Origin of the sequence: Candidatus Accumulibacter similis, assembly GCA_013347225.1 — a bacterium.
Taxonomy (GTDB): domain Bacteria; phylum Pseudomonadota; class Gammaproteobacteria; order Burkholderiales; family Rhodocyclaceae; genus Accumulibacter; species Accumulibacter similis.
The window spans coordinates 3426299-3444695 of the sequence record CP054595.1 but is presented as its reverse complement, the minus strand read 5'-3'; the positions used below and the strand labels follow the sequence as shown (position 1 = coordinate 3444695).

The window sequence follows — 18397 nt, the reverse complement described above, 5'->3', positions numbered from 1 at the left end:
TTCCATGAACTTTCAGCAATTGCGCATCATCCGCGAAACACTGCGGCAGGATTTCAACCTCACCGAGGTCGCGAACGCCCTCTACACCTCACAGCCCGGGGTCAGCAAACACATCAAGGATCTCGAGGACGAACTCGGCATCGAGATCTTCTTGCGCCGCGGCAAGCGCTTGCTGGGGCTGACCGAGCCAGGCAAGGAACTGGCCGAGGTCGTCGACCGCATCCTGCTCGACACCCAGAACCTGCGCCGCATCGCCGACCAGTTCGCGAGTCGGGAGACGGGCCACTTCGTCGTCGCCACTACCCATACACAGGCGCGTTACGCGCTGCCACAGATCATCAAGTGGTTCAAGACCGACTATCCCAGGGTGCACCTCGCGCTGCATCAGGGCAGCCCGGGCGAGATCGCCGACCTGCTCGTTTCCGGCGAGGCCGATGTCGGAATCGCCACCGAAAAGCTGGACCTTGTGCCGGAACTGGTGACCTTTCCGTTCTATCACTGGCATCACGCGCTGATCGTTCCCTACGGCCACCCTCTGCTGCAGGTCGGGGAGCTGACGCTGGAGGTGATTGGCGAGTACCCGATCATCACCTATCAGGAGGGATTCACTGGCCGGACACTGATCGACAAGGCCTTTGCCGACGCCGGTGTCGTTCCCGACATCGTGCTCTCGGCGATCGACGCAGACGTCATCAAGACCTATGTGGAGCTTGAGCTGGGAGTCGGCATCGTGGCTTCGATGGCGTACGACGCCTCCAAGGACCGCAACCTGGCGCTGATCGCCGCACCGCAACTGTTTCCTCGCAGCACAACCCGCCTGGCGGTGCGTCGTGGCATCTATCTGCGCAGCTATGCTCTGGCGTTCATCGAAAAGGTGTGTCCCGACGTCGGCGAGGAACGGCTCAAGGCGGCAATCCAGAAGCAGAACGGGAGCGATTGATCGGCATCCGGATGGCGGCGCCCGGCGTTCGCCGCACTTTCCTGCGCAGGGCTGCCGCAAGCACACGGCACCTGGGTTGCCCGGGGAAGCTGCGGATCAGCCTAGACGTTGAAGAGGAAGTTCAGCACATCACCGTCCCTGACCACGTACTCCTTGCCTTCGGCGCGCATCTTGCCGGCCTCCCGGGCGCCCTGTTCACCCTTGCAGGCGATGAAGTCGGCGAAAGAGATGGTCTGGGCGCGGATGAAGCCGCGCTCGAAGTCGCTGTGGATGACGCCGGCGGCCTGCGGCGCGGTGTCGCCGACATGGATGGTCCAGGCACGAACCTCCTTCGGGCCGGCGGTGAAGTAGGTCTGCAGACCGAGCAACTGGTAGGCGGCGCGGATCAGGCGGTTTAGTCCGGGTTCGTCGAAACCGAGGTCGGCGAGGAAAACGGCCTTGTCCTCGTCATCGAGGTCGGCGAGTTCGGCCTCGATCTTGGCACACAGGGCGACCACCGGCGCTCCTTCGGCGGCGGCGTGCTGGCGCAGGCGGTCGAGGTGCGGATTGTTCTCGAAGCCGTCCTCGACGACGTTGCCGACGTACATCGTCGGCTTGATCGTCAGCAGGCAGAGCGGCCTCAGCAGCGCCCGCTCGTCGCTGCTCATCGGCAGCGTGCGCGCCGGCCGGCCTTCGTTGAGGTGCGGTTGCAGCCGCTCGAGGACGCCGACCATCTTCTGCGCGTCCTTGTCGCCCGCACGCGCCTTCTTGATGTCGCGATTCAAGCTGCGGTCGACGGCAGTGAGGTCGGCCAGCGCCAGTTCGGTGAGGATGGTCTCGATGTCGGCGAGCGGGTCGACGCGGCCGGAGACGTGGACGACGTTGTCGTCCTCGAAGCAGCGGACGACGTTGATGATGGCGTCGGTTTCGCGGATGTTGGCGAGGAACTGGTTGCCGAGCCCTTCGCCGCGCGAGGCGCCGGCAACCAGGCCGGCGATGTCGACGAACTCGACGATCGCCGGCTGCACGCGCTGCGGTCTGGCGATGGCGGCGATCTGCCGCAGCCGCGGGTCGGGGACCTCGACGATGCCGACATTCGGCTCGATGGTGCAGAAGGGGTAGTTCTCGGCCGCGATTCCCGCCTTGGTCAGCGCGTTGAAGAGGGTGGACTTGCCGACGTTCGGCAGGCCGACGATACCGCATTGGAGGCTCATTCGCAGGTTTCCATGGTCAGACGGTCTTCAGGTGCAGTTGTCGTTGCGCGGCGGCGTAGTCGCCGACGGCGAGCAGCGGCCAGGCGAGCAGGCAGCGGTCGATGGCCGGGTCGATCAGTTCGCGCTCTTCGCGCCGTGGTGGCTTGAGGACATAGTTGATCACCTCGCTGCGTTCGCCAGGGTGGCCGATGCCCAGCCGCAGGCGCCAGAAATCCGGCGTCGCCAGCCGCGACTGGATGTCCTTGAGGCCATTGTGCCCGCCATTGCCGCCGCCCTGCTTGAGGCGGATGCTGCCCGGCGGCAGGTCGAGGTCGTCATGGACGATCAGCGTTTCGTCGGCGGCGATGCGGTAGAAGCGGGCGACGGCGGCAACCGCCTGGCCGGAGAGGTTCATGTAGGTCGCCGGCTGCAGCAGCCACAGATCGCCATGCCGCGCGAGGCGGCCGAAGAACTTGCCCTGCGGTGCCAGCCGCAGCTGCAACTGCCGCGCCAGGTGGTCGATGAACCAGAAGCCGACGTTGTGCCGGGTCTCCTCGTACTCGCTGCCGGGGTTGCCGAGGCCGACGATCAGGCGGGGTGGGGGCATGGCGTCTCGTGCGCGGGAAAAACAACAAGCCGCCGCCGGCAGGACATGCCGACGGCGGCCTGGCAGGCATGCGGACCTAGGCGCCGGTTGCGGCCTCGCCGTCCTCGCCTTCGGCGCTGCTGCGCTTGGCCGGAATCGACACCACGACATAGTCGTCGCCGTGCAGCACCAGCTTGACACCGGTGGGCAGGACGACTTCGGAGGCATGGATCGCGTGACCAGATTCGAGGTCCTTCAGGTCGACCTCGATGTAGGCGGGCAGGTCCTGCGGCAGGCAGCTGACCTCGATCTCGTTGTGCACGTGCGACACGTTGCCGCCACTCAGCTTGACGCCCGGCGCGATCTCGGCATTGATGAAGTGCAGCGGAATCCGCTGGTGAATGACGTGCTCGGCATCGACGCGCTGGAAATCGACGTGCAGAATCACCGGCTTCCACGGGTGGACCTGCGAGTCGCGCAGGACGACGCTCTCGGCGACGCCATCGACCAGCAGGGTCAGGACCGACGAGTGGAAGGCTTCCTTGGCGTGGTTGAGCAGTGCCTGGTTGTGATCGATGTCGATCAGTTCGGGTGGCCTCGGGCCACCGTAGATGATGGCCGGAACACGGCCCTGGCGACGCAGGCGGCGGCTCGCTCCGGACCCCTGCAGGGTGCGCTTGCGCGCTTCAATCTGAAACTTCATGGACAGCTCCTGGTTGGACGAACCCCGCCCGCGACCAGGCGGGGGGTTGGGAAAGGACCGGTTGTGGGGGCAGGCGCCGGCGGTCGGCGGCTGCCTCCTGCTATTCGATGAACAGGGACGAGACGGAGTCCTCGTTGCTGATGCGGCGGATCGTCTCGGCCAGCATGCCAGCTACCGAGAGAACGCGGATGCGCGGTGATTCCCTGGCGTCGTCGCGCAATGGGATGGTGTCGGTGACGACCAGCTCGTCGAGGTCGGAGCTGTTGATGCGCTCGACGGCCCGGCCCGAGAGGACGGGGTGTACGCAGTACGAGAGCACCTTCTTCGCCCCGTGTTCCTTGAGCGCGGTGGCTGCCTTGCAGAGCGTGCCGGCGGTATCGACCAGGTCGTCCATGATGACGCAGGTTCGGCCTTCGACTTCGCCGATGATGTTCATCACCTCGGAAACATTGGCTTTCGGGCGACGCTTGTCGATGATCGCCAAATCGCATTCGAGACGCTTGGCGAGCGCGCGGGCGCGGACGACACCGCCGACGTCGGGCGAGACGACCATCAGGTTGTCGAAATCATTCTTCCAGACGTCGCCAAGCATGATCGGCAGCGAATAGATGTTGTCGACGGGGATGCTGAAGAAGCCCTGGATCTGCTCCGTATGCAGGTCCATCGTCAGCACGCGGTGGACACCGGCAGCGGTGAGCAGGTCAGCCACCAGCTTGGCCGCGATCGACACGCGTACCGAACGCACACGGCGATCCTGGCGGGCGTAGCCGAAATAGGGGATGGCAGCCGTGATGCGTCCAGCCGAGGCGCGCTTGAGCGCGTCGACCATGATCAGCAGCTCCATCAGGTTTTCGTTCGCCGGCGCGCAGGTGGACTGCAGGATGAAGACGTCCATGCCGCGGACGTGCTCCTGAATCTCGACACTGATCTCGCCGTCGGAGAAACGCCCGACATGGGCACGACCGAGCGAGATGCTGAGCTGTTTGACGACATCCGCAGCGAGCGCCGGGTTGGCGTTGCCGGTAAAGACCATCAGGCTGTCGTAGGCCATCTTGTGCTTCCCCTGGGGCTCTGCGCCAAGGCGCCCCACAAAGCAAGACGGGCAGGTAAGGACGCCTGCCCGCTTTGACAGAAATCGAATGGCTGGGGAAGAAGGATTCGAACCTTCGAATGCCGGAATCAAAATCCGGTGCCTTGACCAACTTGGCGACTCCCCAGCGGTCTCTCGCAACGCCCTGATGGCGGACGAGGCGCGCATTATAGCGGGGATTCGTCAGGAAAAAAAGGGCGCCGACCGACGAGCCGGAGCCGGTGCCGGCCGGCCGCGGGAGGGTGGCGGCGCGGCGGGCCATCAAAGCGACGTCAGTGCGCCAGCTCGCGCAGCGGGTGGGCGCCGGCGCCTGCGCTTGCCCAGGCACGCAGCCCCGGCGGCAGGCGCCGCAGCGCTGCCGCCGCCTGTTCCGCGCTGCCGAATTCGGCGAAGACACAGGCGCCGGAACCGGTCATGCGCGCGCGCGCCGGGGCCGCCGCCGCGGACAGCTGGTGGAGACATTCGGCGACGGCCGGGAAGTGGGCGCAGGCGACCGCCTCGAGGTCATTGCCGATGTCGTCCGGGCGCCAGTCGCCGGCGTCGATTGGCGGCGAGTCGCGGCGCAGCTCGGGGGCGGCAAAGATGCTTGCGGTCGGCACCTGCACCGGCGGTTCGACGACGACATACCAGCGCGGCGGCAGTTCGACCGCCTGCAGCGCTTCGCCGACTCCCTCGGCGAAGGCGTTGTGGCCAAAAACGAAGGCCGGCACGTCGGCGCCGAGAGTCAGGCCGAGTTCCTGCAGGCGCTTACGCGGCAGGCCGAGCTGCCAGAGATGATTGAGGGCGAGCAGTACGGTGGCGGCATCGGAGCTGCCGCCACCAAGGCCGCCACCGAGTGGCAGGTGTTTCTCGATGCGGATGTCGACGCCTCGGCGGCAGCCGCTCGCGGCCTGCAGGAGGCGCGCGGCGCGGACGCTGAGATCGTTCTCGGGGGGCACTCCTGGCAACGGTGTGGCGAGCCGTACCGCAGCGTCGCCGCGCGGCGAGAAATGCAGTCGGTCCGCGTGCTCGAGAAAGCGGAAGACGGTCTGCAGCAGGTGATAGCCATCACTGCGTCGGCCGACCACGCGCAGCAACAGGTTAAGCTTGGCTGGTGCCGGGAAGCTGCTGTCCCAGGCCCAGCGGCAGCCGGTGGCGGGTTTACTGCGGAGCATCCGCCGCGCCGGGCAAGCGCCACTCGTCGATGCGCAGGCGCAGCACGAAACCGCCTTCCCGTTCGACGAACAGCCGACCGGGCAGCGCCTGTGGCGCGTCGTCGTCGTACTCGTAGGCGATTCGCCAGTCCTCGTGCTGCAGGCGCAACGGACGGCCCAGCGTGTCGTGCTCGAAACGGCCGTTGCCGCCATCGCTGCCACGCAGCCAGGCGAGCAGTCTGCCGAGGCTGACCGGGTAGCCGAGGACGGTCAGCAAGAGCTCGTCGCTGCTCGCCGCAACTTGCTCGCTGCCGTCGCTGCTGCGCAGGCGGGCGCCCTTGGCGTCGCCAGTGATCTCGGCGATGCCCTGTCCGAACGGCGACGCCAGCAGCAGCGTGTCGCGTCCGCCGGCATGCTGCCACTCGATCCGTCCAGCGTAGTTCTGGGTCACATGACGCAACGTGAAGCGGCCGACCAGGACGAAGTCCTGCAACCGGTCGCGCTGCAGGGCCGCCGGTCGGTCCTGTCGGAGCGCTGGCTGGCTGCTGCAGGCGGCCAGCGCGACTGCCGTCAGGAGCAGCCCGAGATGGCGGCGCGGGGCCTCGAGTTTGCCGGACGACGAGGCGCTGCGCCGGCTCACGGGCTGAACTTCCTGATCGCCTCGTTGAGGGCCTCGTGGGTCGGGTCCTTCTTCTGCGCTTCGAGCATGATCCGCTGCGCCTCGTGCTTGCGGCCGAGGGTCCACAGGACCTCGCCGAGGTGGGCGGCGATCTCCGCATCCTGACGCTGTGCGAGCGCGCGCTGCAGGTAGGTGAGGGCGCCTTCCAGGTCACCCTGCCGGTACAGGACCCAACCCATGCTGTCGAGGATGTAGCCGTCGTTGGGTGCGAGTTGCAGCGCCTTTTCGATCAGTTGCCGCGCCTCGGCGAGACGGATGTTGCGGTCGGCGTAGGAGTAGCCGAGCGCGTTGTAGGCCTGCGCACTGTCCGGTTGCAGTTCGATCAGTTTGCGCAGGCGGGTCTCGACGACCTCCATCCTGCCCAGTCTTTCGGACAGCAACGCCGATTCGTACAGCAACTCGGGCTGCTGCGGTTGCCGTTGCAGTTCGCGCTCGAGGACTGCCAGCGCCGCCTCGGTATGTTTCGCTTCGCGCAGCAGCGCGGCTTCGGCGATCACCAGCTGCACCCGCAGTTCGGGCCGGCTGGTGGCCGCCTGCTGCAGCAGGCTGCGGGCCTCGTCGAGCTTGCCGGAGCGGGCGACGATCCCGGCGCTGCGCAACTGCGCCGGCAGGTACTGCTCCCCCGGGCCAACCTGGCCGTAGTAGGCGAGTGCTTCGTCGGGCCGCTGGCCGTCTTCGGCAATCTGGCCAAGGTAGTAGTAGGGCGCGCTTCTGTTTTGCAGGTCGAGCGTCAGCAGGTGCTTGAGCTGCTTCTCGGCGAGCGCGACGTCGTTCTCCTGCAGCGCCAGAAGGGCGACCGGGAAGACCACGTCCGGGTTGTTCGGATGACTGAGGAGCAACTGGTCGAAGTGGCGCCTGGCCTCGCTGTAGCGCTTTTCGCCGACCAGCAGCCGTGCGAGTTGCAGTTGCGCGTCCGGCGACTTCGGATGGCGGGCGAGGAAGCCCTGCAACGCGGTGATCGCCGCCGCCGGCGATTGCTGGGCAAGTATCTGCGCTTCGAGCAACGCTGCCGCTTCCCAGTCGGAACGCAGCTCGAGCGCCTGCCGCGCTTCGGTGAGTGCGCGTGCCTGCTGGCCGGCGGTGCTGGCGGCAATGGCCACCGCATAGTGCGCTTCGGCGAGGCCGAAGAAGGGAGCGCAGACCTCGCTGACCAGCGCCAGGACCGCCTGGCGATCGGGACTGCGGGCAAACATCCGGTTGAGCGCCACGAGGTTTGCCGGCAGGGCGGCAGGGTCCTTCTGCAGCATGCTGATCAACTGCGGTGCGAGGCCGTCGAGCCGGTTGCTCATGATCTGCACGCCGACCAGCACCTGCTGCGCGCGCTGCGAGCCCGGTTCGACCTCGATCCACAGGCGTGCGAGGGCGAGGACGAGTTCGACCCGCCGCGCCTGCCCGGCCACTTCAACGGCGCGGGCAATGATCGCCGGGTCACGCGTACGACGCGCGAGGTCGGCATAGGCGTCGCTCGCAAACTCGCTCTTGCCGCGCTGCAGGGCGACTTCGGCGAGCAGTGCCTGGTAGACCACCTGTCCGCTGAGGCCGCTGTAGTCCTTTTCGTCGGGCTGCGGTGCCGACGGCGGTGCCTTGCGGGTCTGACGGACCGATGCGGCAGCCTGCCGGGCGATGGCCGCTTCTTCGGCAGCCAGCGCAGGAATGCTGCCGCTGAGCGCCAAGGCAGCGCAGAGGACGCTTGGGGTGATCGCTTTCATTTTTTCCTTGCCTGACGCAGAGGGTTGCACGAATCGACGCCCGCTTTGCGTCATAATCCGTTCGCGCATGTTATGGACTTTTCGTGGTCGCAGCAATGCCGGAACTCCCCGAAGTCGAAGTCAGTCGGCAGGGATTGCTTCCCTTCCTGTCACAGCAACGAATTGCCGGCGCCGTCGTGCGAACGCCACGGCTGCGGCACGAGATTCCCTCCGGTCTCGAGGCGCGCCTCGCCGGCCTGCGTGTCGAGACGATCCGGCGCCGCGGCAAGTATCTGCTGTTCGACTGCCAGAGCGGTGATGGCGGCGGCTGGCTGATCCTGCACCTTGGGATGTCCGGCAGCCTGCGTCTGGTGCCACCGGCGACGCCGCCGCAGGCGCACGATCACTTCGACCTGCTCTTCGCCGACAACGTTCTTCGCCTGCGTGACCCGCGGCGTTTCGGGGCGCTGCTCTGGCATGAAGGTGAGCAGGTCGAGACGCATCCGCTGTTGGCCGGGCTCGGCATCGAGCCCCTGTCCGCCGACTTCGATGGTGACTGGCTGTACGCCGCGACGCGCCGGCGCCGCGTGCCGATCAAGCCGCTGCTGATGGACAGTCGCCTGGTGGTCGGCATCGGCAACATCTATGCCGCCGAGAGCCTCCATCTGGCCGGCATCGCGCCGCGACGCACGGCCAACCGCATCAGCCATGCGCGCTATCGGGTGCTGGCGGCAGCCGTGCAGTCGACCCTGTCGGCGGCGATCGCCGCTGGCGGCAGCAGCGTGCGCGACTACGTCCACAGTGATGGCGGCGCCGGCTGCTTCCAGCTTTCGTGCGCCGTCTATGATCGCGCGGGCGAGCCCTGCCCGGGTTGTGGCGGGCCGGTGCGGATGATCCGGCAGGGTGGCCGCTCGAGCTTCTATTGTCCACACTGTCAGCGTTGAGGGAGCTGCAGGGGGCCGCGGCCTGACGGGGACGCGCGACGACTTTGTGATAGAGTGCCGCCACCGACATTGTCCTGGGAACTGCCATGACGCTTGCCCAACACTTTGCCGCCTACAGCGAATGGCGCGCGCGGGTCTCGGAGATCATCGGGAAGTTCTCGGGCTGGTTGCTCGACCACGAGCTGAACGATGCGCAGACGGACCGTCGCATCGCCCGCCTGCTCGACAAGCTGCGCGAGGACCGTCTGCAGGTGGCATTCGTCGCCGAGTTCTCGCGCGGCAAATCGGAACTGATCAACGCCATCTTCTTTGCCGGCTACGGCAACCGTGTTCTGCCTTCGACCGCCGGCCGGACGACGATGTGTCCGACCGAGCTGCTGTTCGACCGGAGCAAGCCGCCGTCGATCGAGTTGCTGCCGATCGAGACCCGGGAAGGGAAGACCAGCATCAGTGAGTACAAGCGATTTGCCGACGAGTGGCGGATCGTGCCGATCGACACCACCTCCGCCGAAGCCATGCAGGAGGCGCTGCGGCACGTCAGCGACGTCATCCGGGTACCGCCGGCAGTTGCCGAGAACCTCGGTTTCACGCTTGCCGAAGGCGACTCCGAGCTGTTGCGACGCGGTGAAGACGGTTGTGTCGAGATTCCCCGCTGGCGGCACGCGGTGATCAATTTCCCGCATCCGCTGCTTGAGCAGGGGCTGGTGATTCTCGACACGCCCGGCCTCAATGCCATCGGTACCGAACCCGAACTGACCCTGTCGCTGTTGCCGAACGCGCATGCGGTGTTGTTCATCCTGGCTGCCGATACCGGCGTCACCCAGTCCGACCTGACGGTCTGGCGCGAGCACATCGCGTCGGCTGGCGGCCGCAGCAAGGGTCGCATCGTAGTTCTCAACAAGATCGACACCCTGTGGGACGAACTCAAGTCGGCGCAGGAGGTCAGCGCCGAGATCTGCCGGCAGGTCGATACCTGTGCCTGGACGCTCGATCTGGCGGAGGACCAGATCTTCCCCGTGTCGGCGCAGAAGGCTCTGGTTGCGAAGATCAACGGCGACGGCGAACTGCTGCAGCGCAGCCGTCTGGGAGAACTGGAGACCGCCCTCTCGCAGGAGCTGATTCCAGCCAAGCAGGAGATCGTTCGCGATGGCATCGACGCCGACTTCGCCGACTGCTTCCAGCGCACGCGCAGCCTGCTCGACTCGCGTCTTTCCGGGCTGCACGAGCAGCTCAGCGAACTGACCGAACTGCGCGGCAAGAACAGGGGTGTCGTCGAGTACATGATGGGCAAGGTGCGCGTCGAGAAGGAGGAGTTCGAGTCCGGCCTGCAGCGCTACTATGCGGTGCGCAGCGTCTTTTCGCAGTTGACCAACAACCTGTTCGCGCACCTCGGGCTCGATTCGATGCGCCTGCTGAGCACGTCGACGCGCGAGGCAATGGCCAAGGCCACGTTCTCGAAGACACTGGCTGCGGCGATGGCGCACTATTTCAACGAGGCGCGCGGCAACCTGGGGCGCTCGGAAGCAGACGTCAGGGAGATCACGACCATGATGGAGGCGATCCACAAGAAGTTCTCGGTCGAGCACGGCCTCAAGCTGGGGACGCCGGTCGGCTTCTCGCTGCTGCGCTACGAGAAGGAGATCGACCGTCTCGACGCCTGGTGCCAGACGCACGTCAGCAGCATGTTCCAGCTGCTGGTGCATGAGAAGAGCCAGTTGGTGCAGCGCTTCTTCGAAGAGGTGGCGGTGCAGGTGCGCAAGACCTTCGAGCGCGCCAACCGTGACGCCGAATCATGGCTGAAGGCGGTTATGGCGCCGCTCGAGATCCAGATCCGCGAGCACCAGATTCATCTCAAGAGGCGCCTCGAGAGCATCAAGCGGATCCATCAGGCGACCGATACGCTGGAACAGCGGATCGACGAACTGCAGCATGTCGAGGACAAGTTGTTGCAGCAGGTGCAATCGCTGACCCAGATCGGCCAGAATTTTGCCGACGTGCTGCGGCAGGAGGTCAACGCTGCCGCGGAGCGTCAGGCCGCCTGAGGCGAGCGCGCCGCCCGTTCATTGCCACATCGCGCGCATCCGCGCCGTCAGGTCGAACACTTCCTGGCGCGCCTGGGGATTGGCGGGCGGCGCTGTGGCGGCCGGAGGTGGCCAGGAAAGCTGTTGGTAATCGGGCAGCAGTGCATGCGGGATGAAACGCGTGCGCGCGGCATGGACGTGCCGGTCACCGAGGGCGGCCTGTTGCGTGACGTGGAAACGTTGCGGCAGGATCAGCTCGAGGTGCGTCCGCGCCCGCGTCATGGCGACATAGAGCAGCCGTCGCTCCTCCTCGATCGCCGCAGTCGAGCCGGTCGCCATGTCCGACGGGATGCAGCCATCGACGGCATTGAGGACGAATACCGCCGTCCACTCCTGCCCCTTGGCGGAGTGGACCGTGGACAGGATCAGATAGTCTTCATCGAGCAGCGGCGGGCCGGCCCCGTCGCTGCTGGCCGCGGGCGGGTCGAGCACCAGTTCGGTGAGGAAGCGCTCGGCACTTGGGTAGGTTGCAGCGATCAGCGCCAGCTGTTCGATGTCCGTCTGTCGCAGCAGCGGGTCTTCGTGCAGACGCTCGAGCTGCTCCTGGTACCAGCGGCAGAGCTGCTCGCAGGCCGCCGGCCACGGCGCCCCTCCCGGGCTGCAACTGGCGATCAGGCCGGCGAACTCGCGCCAGGCAGGCCGCGCCGCCTCAGGTACGGGTTGCTCTTCGAGCAGCAGGCAGCCTGGCGCTGCGGCAGCGATGTTGTCGAGCACCCGGCTGGCGCTTTTCGGGCCGATTCCGGCCACCAGTTGCATGGCGCGAAAGCCGGCCAGGCGGTCACGCCGGTTCTGCGCCCAGCGAAGTATGGCCAGGACGTCCTTGATGTGCGCTGCTTCGAGGAATTTGAGGCCGCCAAACTTGACGAAGGGAACGTTGCGCCGCCGCAGTTCGATCTCGACGCGGACGCTGTGCTGCGCGGTGCGGAACAGGACTGCCTGCGACTTCAGGCGGACGCCTGCCTCGCGCTGCGCGAGAACCTGCTCGACGACGTAGGTCGCCTGGTCGGCCTCGTCGCGTACGGCGACCAGCCGTGGCTTCTCGCCGGCGCTGCGCTCGCTCCACAGATCCTTGCTGAAGCGCTCGGCGGCAAGCGCGATGACCCGGTTGGCGGCGTCGAGGATCGGTTGCGTCGACCGGTAGTTGCGGTCGAGCGTCAGCACCTGTGCCGGTGGCGCGAAGTGCTGCGGGAACTCGAGGATGTTGCGCACGGTCGCGCCGCGAAAGGCGTAGATCGACTGGGCGTCGTCGCCGACGACGGTCAGGCCGCGGCCGTCAGGTTTCATCGCCAGCAGGATCGCCGCCTGCAGGCGGTTGGTATCCTGATACTCGTCCACCAGGACGTGGCTGAAGCGATTGCCGATCTCGTGTCCGAGTCCCGCTTCGCCGACCATCTGCGCCCAGTAGAGCAGCAGGTCATCGAAATCGAGTACCTGCTGTGCCTGTTTGCTGAGCACGTATTCGCGGAAGAGGCGTTTCAGCTCGGCTTGCCACTCGGCGCACCACGGAAAGCTTGTCTGCAGCACTTCGCCGAGGCTCGTCTGCGTATTCAGCACGGCCGAGTAGATCGCGAGACAGGTGCTCTTCAGCGGGAAGCGCTTCTCCCTGGCCGAGAAACCGAGGCCGTGGCGGGCGAGGTTCAGCAGGTCGGCCGAATCCTGGCGGTCGTGGATGGTGAAGCATGGGTCGATGCCGACCCGTGCCGCGTACTCGCGCAGCAGGCGGGCAGCGATGCCGTGAAAGGTCCCCGCCCATGGCAGTGACGGCGTGCCTGCCGCATGTCGGTTGAGGAGCCGCCCGACGCGGCGGGTCATTTCGCCGGCGGCGCGGCGCGAGAAGGTGAGGAGCAGCAGCCGGCCGGGGTCGACGCCGCAGTCGATGAGCTGCGCGACGCGGTGCGCCAGCGTGCTCGTCTTGCCCGAGCCGGCTCCGGCGATGACCAGCAGGGGCGGATGCCGCTGGTCGCCGCTGCCGCGCACGCCGATGCCGAAGCCGGCCGCAGCCCGCTGTGCCGGGTTGAGTTGCGCGAGCGGGTCGCCGGTGGCGGCGCGGCAGCCGTCATCCGGGATTGGCATCGTCAGCCCGCTGTCCACATGCCGCGTTGCCGGCCGGCGCGCATCCTGCCACCCGCTCCTGCGGCAGCCTGTCTGCCCGTGTCGTCGACAAGGCCGTCTCCTCGGTCACTGTAATTATCGACAGTATAACCCAGCGGGCGCAACGAAAAGCCTCGTCCGGTCGGGAACGAAGCCGAGCCCGGGCGATGCGTCGAGCAGCAGTTGGCCGCTGCCGATGATCGGCGGCGATCCGGTGTCCTCGCTCAGCCAGGTCGAGGTCGCGAGACCGTGTGCCAGGCGATTGTCGAGCGCGGCCGCGAGGTGGGCGGCAGCAGTGACGCCGCAGGCGCTGTCGAGGCTGCTGGTGACGATGCATTCGATGCCGGCGCCGCCCGCGCGGCGCGCCAGCGCCAGTGCCGGCAGCAGGCCACCGTGGCGCGGCGGCTTGATCACCAGCCGGCGTACCGCTCGCCGGGCGAGGAGGGCGTGACCGTCGAGGTCCCGAATCGACTCGTCGACCGCGATGGCGATCTTCGTACCGTCCTGCAGCGCCTGCAGCCGCTCGATGTCCGGGGTGGCCAGAGGTTCCTCGACCGTCTCGATCGGCAGATCGGCGCAGGCGTTCAGGAAGCGGGCTGCGGTCGCCGCGGGCCAGGCCCGGTTGGCGTCGAGGCGCAGCTGGCAGGCGGGCGGCAGGACGGTGGCGAGTTGCCGCAGAAGAGCGACTTCCTCATCGATCGCGAGCACCCCGAGCTTCAGCTTGAGGACCTCGAAGCCGGCGCTGCAGGCGGCGCGAATGTCGTCCTCGCAGAGTCCCGCCAGGCTGCCGCAGGCTGCGTTGAGCCGTATCGGCGGCGGTGGCGGGGCGCCCGCTGCCGGCCGCAGCCGGGCGCCGTTGAGATAGGCAGCGAGCGGAATGCCGGAATCCTGCGCCAGCAGGTCGAGGAGCGCCGTTTCGACGGCACAGCGCGCTGCCGGCATCCGGCTGCCGCTGCCGGGTCCGAGTTGCCGCAGCGCCTCCCGGGCAGTGCGGCCGAGCAGCGGCGGCAGCAGGGATTGCAGCGCATCGACCGCCGTCGCGGCGGATTCGGTGCCGCCGTCCGGCAGCGGAGCGCATTCGCCGTAGCCGCGGCGGCCGGTGTCGTCCTGCAGGCACAGCAGCCAGCCGCAACGCTCGCCGAGGCTGGCGCCCGCCGTCAGCCAGCGTGCACGCAGCGGCAGGCGATAGGGGTGGAGGGTGGCTGCGGCGAGCTTCATCAGCGTTCCGGCGGGCCGGTGAAAGTGGCTGCGATCGCTGCGCTGCAGGTGCGGGGGGAGCCCTGGGCGCCGCTGCAGCGGTGACGCCGACAGCGCTCAGGGCCGCCGGCGGTAGCGCGAGAAATCCGGCTTCCTTTTCTCGATCCAGGCGTTGCGTCCCTCCTGGCCTTCGGCGGTCATGTAGAAGAGGCCGGTGGCGTTGCCGGCCAGTTCCTGGATCCCGGCGAGGCCGTCGGTGTCGGCATTGAAGCCGGCCTTGATCATGCGCAGTGCCATCGGCGAGAGCTGCAGCATCTCGCGACACCAGCGGACGGTCTCCTCCTCGAGCCCGGCGAGGGGAACGACGGTGTTGACCAGGCCCATCGATAGCGCCGCTGCCGCGTCGTACTGGCGGCAGAGCAGCCAGATCTCCTTCGCCCGCTTGAGGCCGATCGTACGCGCCATCAGTCCGGCACCGAGGCCGGCGTCGAAACTGCCTACGCGCGGGCCGGTCTGGCCGAAACGGGCATTGTCGGCGGCGATCGTCAGATCGCAGACGAGGTGCAGCACGTGCCCGCCACCGATCGCGTAGCCGGCGACCATCGCCACCACCGGCTTCGGGCAGCGGCGAATCTGCATCTGCAGATCGAGCACGTTGAGGCGCGGCATGCCTGTCTCGTCGTGGTAGCCCCCGTCGTCGCCACGCACGCGCTGGTCGCCGCCAGAGCAGAAGGCGAGGTGACCGGCGCCGGTGAGGATGATGACGCCGATGCCGGGATCGAACTGCGCCCGGTGCATGGCATCCATCAGTTGCTCGATGGTTTCGGGGCGAAAGGCATTGCGCCGCTCGGGCCGATTGATGACAATGCGTGCGATGCCTTCGGCAGCGTCGTAACAGATGTCGCTGTAGGTGTCGTTGGCGACGCGCGGCTGCCATTCTAGAGCGGGGCGGATCATCTGGTATCTTTCCTCGGCGGGGGGACGGCGGGCAGTATAGCGGTTGACGCAGGCTGATTGGACGCTGGCAGCGTGCCACCGGAGCCGCTGCAGACGCAGCGGCATGGTCATTGGCGAGGAGGCTCTGATGCAGCGCAGGATACTCGGCAGGGATCGACTGATCGCGACCTTTCTCGCGGGCTGCGTGCTCTTCAACTATCCGCTGCTGTCGGTCTTCGACCGACCGAGCGAGATCTTCGACATCCCGATGATCTTCGCCTACATATTCTTCGCCTGGTTTCTGGTCATTTTGCTGATGGCGTGGGCGAGCGAAGCCCGTTCCGGCTAGGCGGCGACAATGCTGCAAGCGCCGGTCCTGATCGCCGTCTCGCTGCTCTACCTCGGCCTGTTGTTCGCCGTCGCCTGGTGGGGCGACCGGCGCGCCGACTGCGGTCGATCGCTGATCGACAGTCCGACGATCTACGCCCTGTCGATGGCCGTGTATTGCACGACATGGACCTTCTACGGCAGCGTCGGGCGCGCGGCCGTTTCGGGCATCGGATTCCTGCCCGTCTACCTCGGGCCGACGCTGGTGATGGCCCTCGGCTGGTTCATCCTGCTGAAGATGATCCGCATCGTCAAGGCGAATCGCATCACCTCGATTGCCGACTTCATTTCATCGCGCTACGGCAAGAGCCATCTCCTCGGCGGGTTGGTGACGATCATTGCCGTCGTCGGCATCGTTCCCTACATCGCGCTGCAGCTCAAGGCCGTCTCGAGCACGGTCGGATTGCTGCTGAGCTATCCCCACATCGTCATGCCGCATCGCAGCCCGACGATGTCGGTGGCGGCCGACATCAGCTTCTACATCGCGCTGATCCTGGCGGCCTTCACCATCGTCTTCGGTACTCGCCACCTCGATGCCACCGAGCGACATGAAGGCATGGTCGCCGCCATTGCCCTCGAGTCCGGGGTCAAGCTGGTGGCTTTCGTCGCCGTGGGCGTCTTCGTCACGTACGGGCTGTACGGCGGTTTCGGTGACATCTTCGAACACCTGGCGACGCACGCCGAACTGCAGCGCCTCGCCACGGCGATTCCCTCCGGCCAGGGCTACACCGGCTGGTTCTCGCTGATCGTTCTCTCGGCGCTGGCGGTGCTCTTCCTGCCGCGCCAGTTCCAGGTGGCCGTCGTCGAGAACGTCAATGAATCGCACCTCAGGCGCGCTGCCTGGCTGTTTCCGCTCTACCTGCTGCTGATCAACATCTTCGTCCTGCCGATCGCTCTCGGCGGGCTCATGCACTTCTCCGGCCAGGGTGTCGATGCCGACACCTTTGTCCTGACGCTGCCGATGTCGCAGCGGCAGGAAGGGCTGGCGCTGCTGGTGTTCATCGGCGGCCTGTCGGCCGGTACGGGGATGGTGATCGTCGAGACCATCGCCCTGTCGACGATGGTCTGCAATGACCTCGTGATGCCCCTTCTGCTGCGCCATCGGGGGCTCGCGCTGGCCGAGTCGAAGGACCTCTCGGGTTTGCTGCTGGGGATCCGGCGCGGCGCCATCGTGCTCATCCTGCTGCTCGGCTATTGCTACTTCCGGCTGGCGGGCGAAGCCTATGCACTGGTCGCCATCGGTCTCATCAGCTTTGCCGCCGTGGCCCAGTTCGCACCGGCGATCATCGGCGGCATGTACTGGCGCGGCGGCACGCGCGGCGGTGCGCTGGCGGGGCTGCTGGCGGGTTTCGTCGTCTGGGGCTACACGCTGCTGCTGCCCTCCTTCGCCAAGTCGGGATGGCTGCCGGGCGACTTCCTGACGCAGGGGCTGTTCGGTATCGACCTCCTGCGACCGCAGCAGCTGTTCGGACTGGGCGGCATCGACGAGATCTCGCATTGCCTGTTCTGGAGCTTCCTTGCCAACATCGGTGCCTATGTCGGCGTCTCGCTGCTGCGACCGCCGATGGTCGCGGAGGCGACGCAGGCGACGGTCTTCGTCGATGCGCTGAAGGAGACCGGGCCGATCGGCGCCGTCCTCTGGCGCGGCCGGGCAAAGGTCAGCGACCTGCAGCAACTGGTCGGGCGCTTTCTCGGTCCGGCGCGGGCGGAAGTGGCGTTTGCCGGCTACGCCCGTCGCCAGGGCGGTCGGCAGGACGACAGGCTGGAGGCCGACGCCCGCCTGGTTCAGTTTGCCGAGTCGCTGCTCGCCGGCGCCATCGGCAGTGCCTCGGCACGGGTCATGGTGGCCTCGGTGGCGAAGGAGGAGCCGCTGAGCATCGAAGAGGTGATGCACATTCTCGACGAGGCTTCGCAGTTGCGGACCTACAGCCGCGAGCTCGAGCGCAAGTCGCGGGAGCTGACGGCGGCGACCCTCGAGCTGCGCGAGGCCAACGAACGCCTGCAGGAGCTCGATCGCGTCAAGGATGACATCATGTCGTCGGTGACGCACGAGTTGCGTACGCCGCTGACCTCGATCCGCGCCTTCTCGGAACTGCTGCGCGACGATCCGAAGATGCACCTGCCTGACCGCGAGCGTTTTCTCGGCCTCATCGTCAGTGAGACCGAGCGCCTGACCCGCCTGATCAACCAGACACTCGATCTGGCAAAAATCGAGTCCGGCCGGGCCGACTGGAACGCCTGCGAGCTCGATCTGAAGGAGGTGATCGAGCAGTCGGTGGCGGCAACGAGCCAGCTTTTTCGCGAGAAAGAGGCGCACGTCGAGCTCGATCTGCCCGATAATCTGCCGCTCATCCAGGGTGACCGCGACCGCCTCATCCAGGTGATGCTGAATCTGCTGTCGAACGCAGCCAAGTTCCTGCCGCCAGGCAGTGGGCGCGTGCGCGTCGTGTTGCGCCTGCTGGCTGACGCACTGCAGGTGAGCGTCACCGACAACGGGCCGGGCATCCGACCGCAGGATCAGGAACTGATTTTCGAGAAGTTCCGCCAGGTTGGCGACACGATGACCGCCAAGCCCGCAGGTACCGGCCTCGGACTGCCGATCAGCCGGCGCATCGTCGAGCATCTGGGCGGTCGGTTGTGGGTGGAGAGCGTGCCGGGGGAGGGCGCGACCTTCCTGTTTACCCTGCCCTTCGCCCCGCAGCACGAGCCGGCGCCCGGGCAGCAGGAACAGGCTGCCGAGGGCGGCAGGAGTGGTTGATAGAGGAGCGGA

General features: G+C 66.9%; 15 protein-coding genes and 1 tRNA gene. 5 read left to right on the top strand and 11 right to left on the bottom strand.

Translation table 11 applies throughout. The features are described 5' to 3' along the window. Positions 1-4: 4 nt before the first annotated feature. The gene (locus HT579_15010) at positions 5-940 is read left to right on the top strand and encodes a CysB family HTH-type transcriptional regulator (protein ID QKS30119.1); all 936 of its coding nucleotides are present in this window, start codon (positions 5-7) and stop codon (positions 938-940) included. Positions 941-1041: 101 nt separating this feature from the next. Here the strand turns inward: HT579_15010 and ychF are convergent, their stop codons facing one another. From ychF to HT579_14970, 8 genes are all read right to left on the bottom strand, one after another. Then, positions 1042-2133, bottom strand: coding sequence for a redox-regulated ATPase YchF (gene ychF / locus HT579_15005; GenBank protein QKS30118.1), 1092 nt, complete (start codon positions 2131-2133; stop codon positions 1042-1044). 16 nt (positions 2134-2149) lie between these two features. Next, positions 2150-2719 (bottom strand): aminoacyl-tRNA hydrolase, encoded by a 570-nt coding sequence (pth, locus tag HT579_15000; GenBank protein ID QKS30117.1) that lies wholly within the window; start codon positions 2717-2719, stop codon positions 2150-2152. Between the two features lie 76 nt (positions 2720-2795). Beyond that, entirely contained in the window at positions 2796-3401 is a 606-nt protein-coding gene (locus tag HT579_14995; protein QKS30116.1) for a 50S ribosomal protein L25/general stress protein Ctc, read from the bottom strand. A 100-nt stretch (positions 3402-3501) separates the two neighbouring features. Beyond that, complete coding sequence (locus HT579_14990; GenBank protein QKS30115.1) at positions 3502-4452, bottom strand: ribose-phosphate pyrophosphokinase; 951 nt, start codon at positions 4450-4452, stop codon at positions 3502-3504. Between the two features lie 89 nt (positions 4453-4541). After that, positions 4542-4618: transfer RNA gene (locus HT579_14985), tRNA-Gln, on the bottom strand. 145 nt (positions 4619-4763) lie between these two features. Further along, a complete protein-coding gene (ispE, locus tag HT579_14980; GenBank protein QKS30114.1) occupies positions 4764-5645 on the bottom strand; it encodes a 4-(cytidine 5'-diphospho)-2-C-methyl-D-erythritol kinase in 882 nt (293 codons plus the stop codon). Next, complete coding sequence (lolB, locus tag HT579_14975; GenBank protein QKS30113.1) at positions 5632-6264, bottom strand: outer membrane lipoprotein LolB; 633 nt, start codon at positions 6262-6264, stop codon at positions 5632-5634. The genes ispE and lolB overlap by 14 nt, the downstream gene beginning before the upstream one ends. Further along, the gene (locus tag HT579_14970; protein ID QKS30112.1) at positions 6261-8012 is read right to left on the bottom strand and encodes a tetratricopeptide repeat protein; all 1752 of its coding nucleotides are present in this window, start codon (positions 8010-8012) and stop codon (positions 6261-6263) included. Before HT579_14970 ends, lolB begins: the two co-directional genes overlap by 4 nt. 95 nt (positions 8013-8107) lie before the next feature. Here HT579_14970 and mutM point away from each other — a divergent pair, with 95 nt between their 5' ends. After that, positions 8108-8935, top strand: a complete 828-nt coding sequence (mutM, locus tag HT579_14965; GenBank protein ID QKS31654.1) for a bifunctional DNA-formamidopyrimidine glycosylase/DNA-(apurinic or apyrimidinic site) lyase — start codon at positions 8108-8110, stop codon at positions 8933-8935. Positions 8936-9021: 86 nt separating this feature from the next. Continuing rightward, positions 9022-10977, top strand: a complete 1956-nt coding sequence (locus HT579_14960) for a dynamin family protein (protein QKS30111.1) — start codon at positions 9022-9024, stop codon at positions 10975-10977. Between the two features lie 18 nt (positions 10978-10995). On the opposite strand, the gene HT579_14955 is transcribed toward HT579_14960, so the two are convergent. The 3 genes from HT579_14955 to menB all read right to left on the bottom strand — a co-directional run bounded on the left by HT579_14955 (position 10996) and on the right by menB (position 15261). Then, complete coding sequence (locus tag HT579_14955; GenBank protein ID QKS30110.1) at positions 10996-13089, bottom strand: ATP-dependent helicase; 2094 nt, start codon at positions 13087-13089, stop codon at positions 10996-10998. A 114-nt stretch (positions 13090-13203) separates the two neighbouring features. Continuing rightward, on the bottom strand, positions 13204-14325 hold the full coding sequence (gene menC / locus HT579_14950; protein ID QKS30109.1) for an o-succinylbenzoate synthase: 1122 nt from the start codon (positions 14323-14325) through the stop codon (positions 13204-13206). Between the two features lie 96 nt (positions 14326-14421). Continuing rightward, positions 14422-15261: a 1,4-dihydroxy-2-naphthoyl-CoA synthase gene (gene menB / locus HT579_14945; GenBank protein ID QKS30108.1), complete on the bottom strand. Its 840-nt coding sequence runs from the start codon at positions 15259-15261 to the stop codon at positions 14422-14424. A 127-nt stretch (positions 15262-15388) separates the two neighbouring features. Here menB and HT579_14940 point away from each other — a divergent pair, with 127 nt between their 5' ends. Beyond that, positions 15389-15589 (top strand): hypothetical protein, encoded by a 201-nt coding sequence (locus HT579_14940; protein ID QKS30107.1) that lies wholly within the window; start codon positions 15389-15391, stop codon positions 15587-15589. Between the two features lie 9 nt (positions 15590-15598). After that, positions 15599-18385 (top strand): histidine kinase, encoded by a 2787-nt coding sequence (locus HT579_14935; GenBank protein QKS30106.1) that lies wholly within the window; start codon positions 15599-15601, stop codon positions 18383-18385. Positions 18386-18397: the final 12 nt, after the last annotated feature.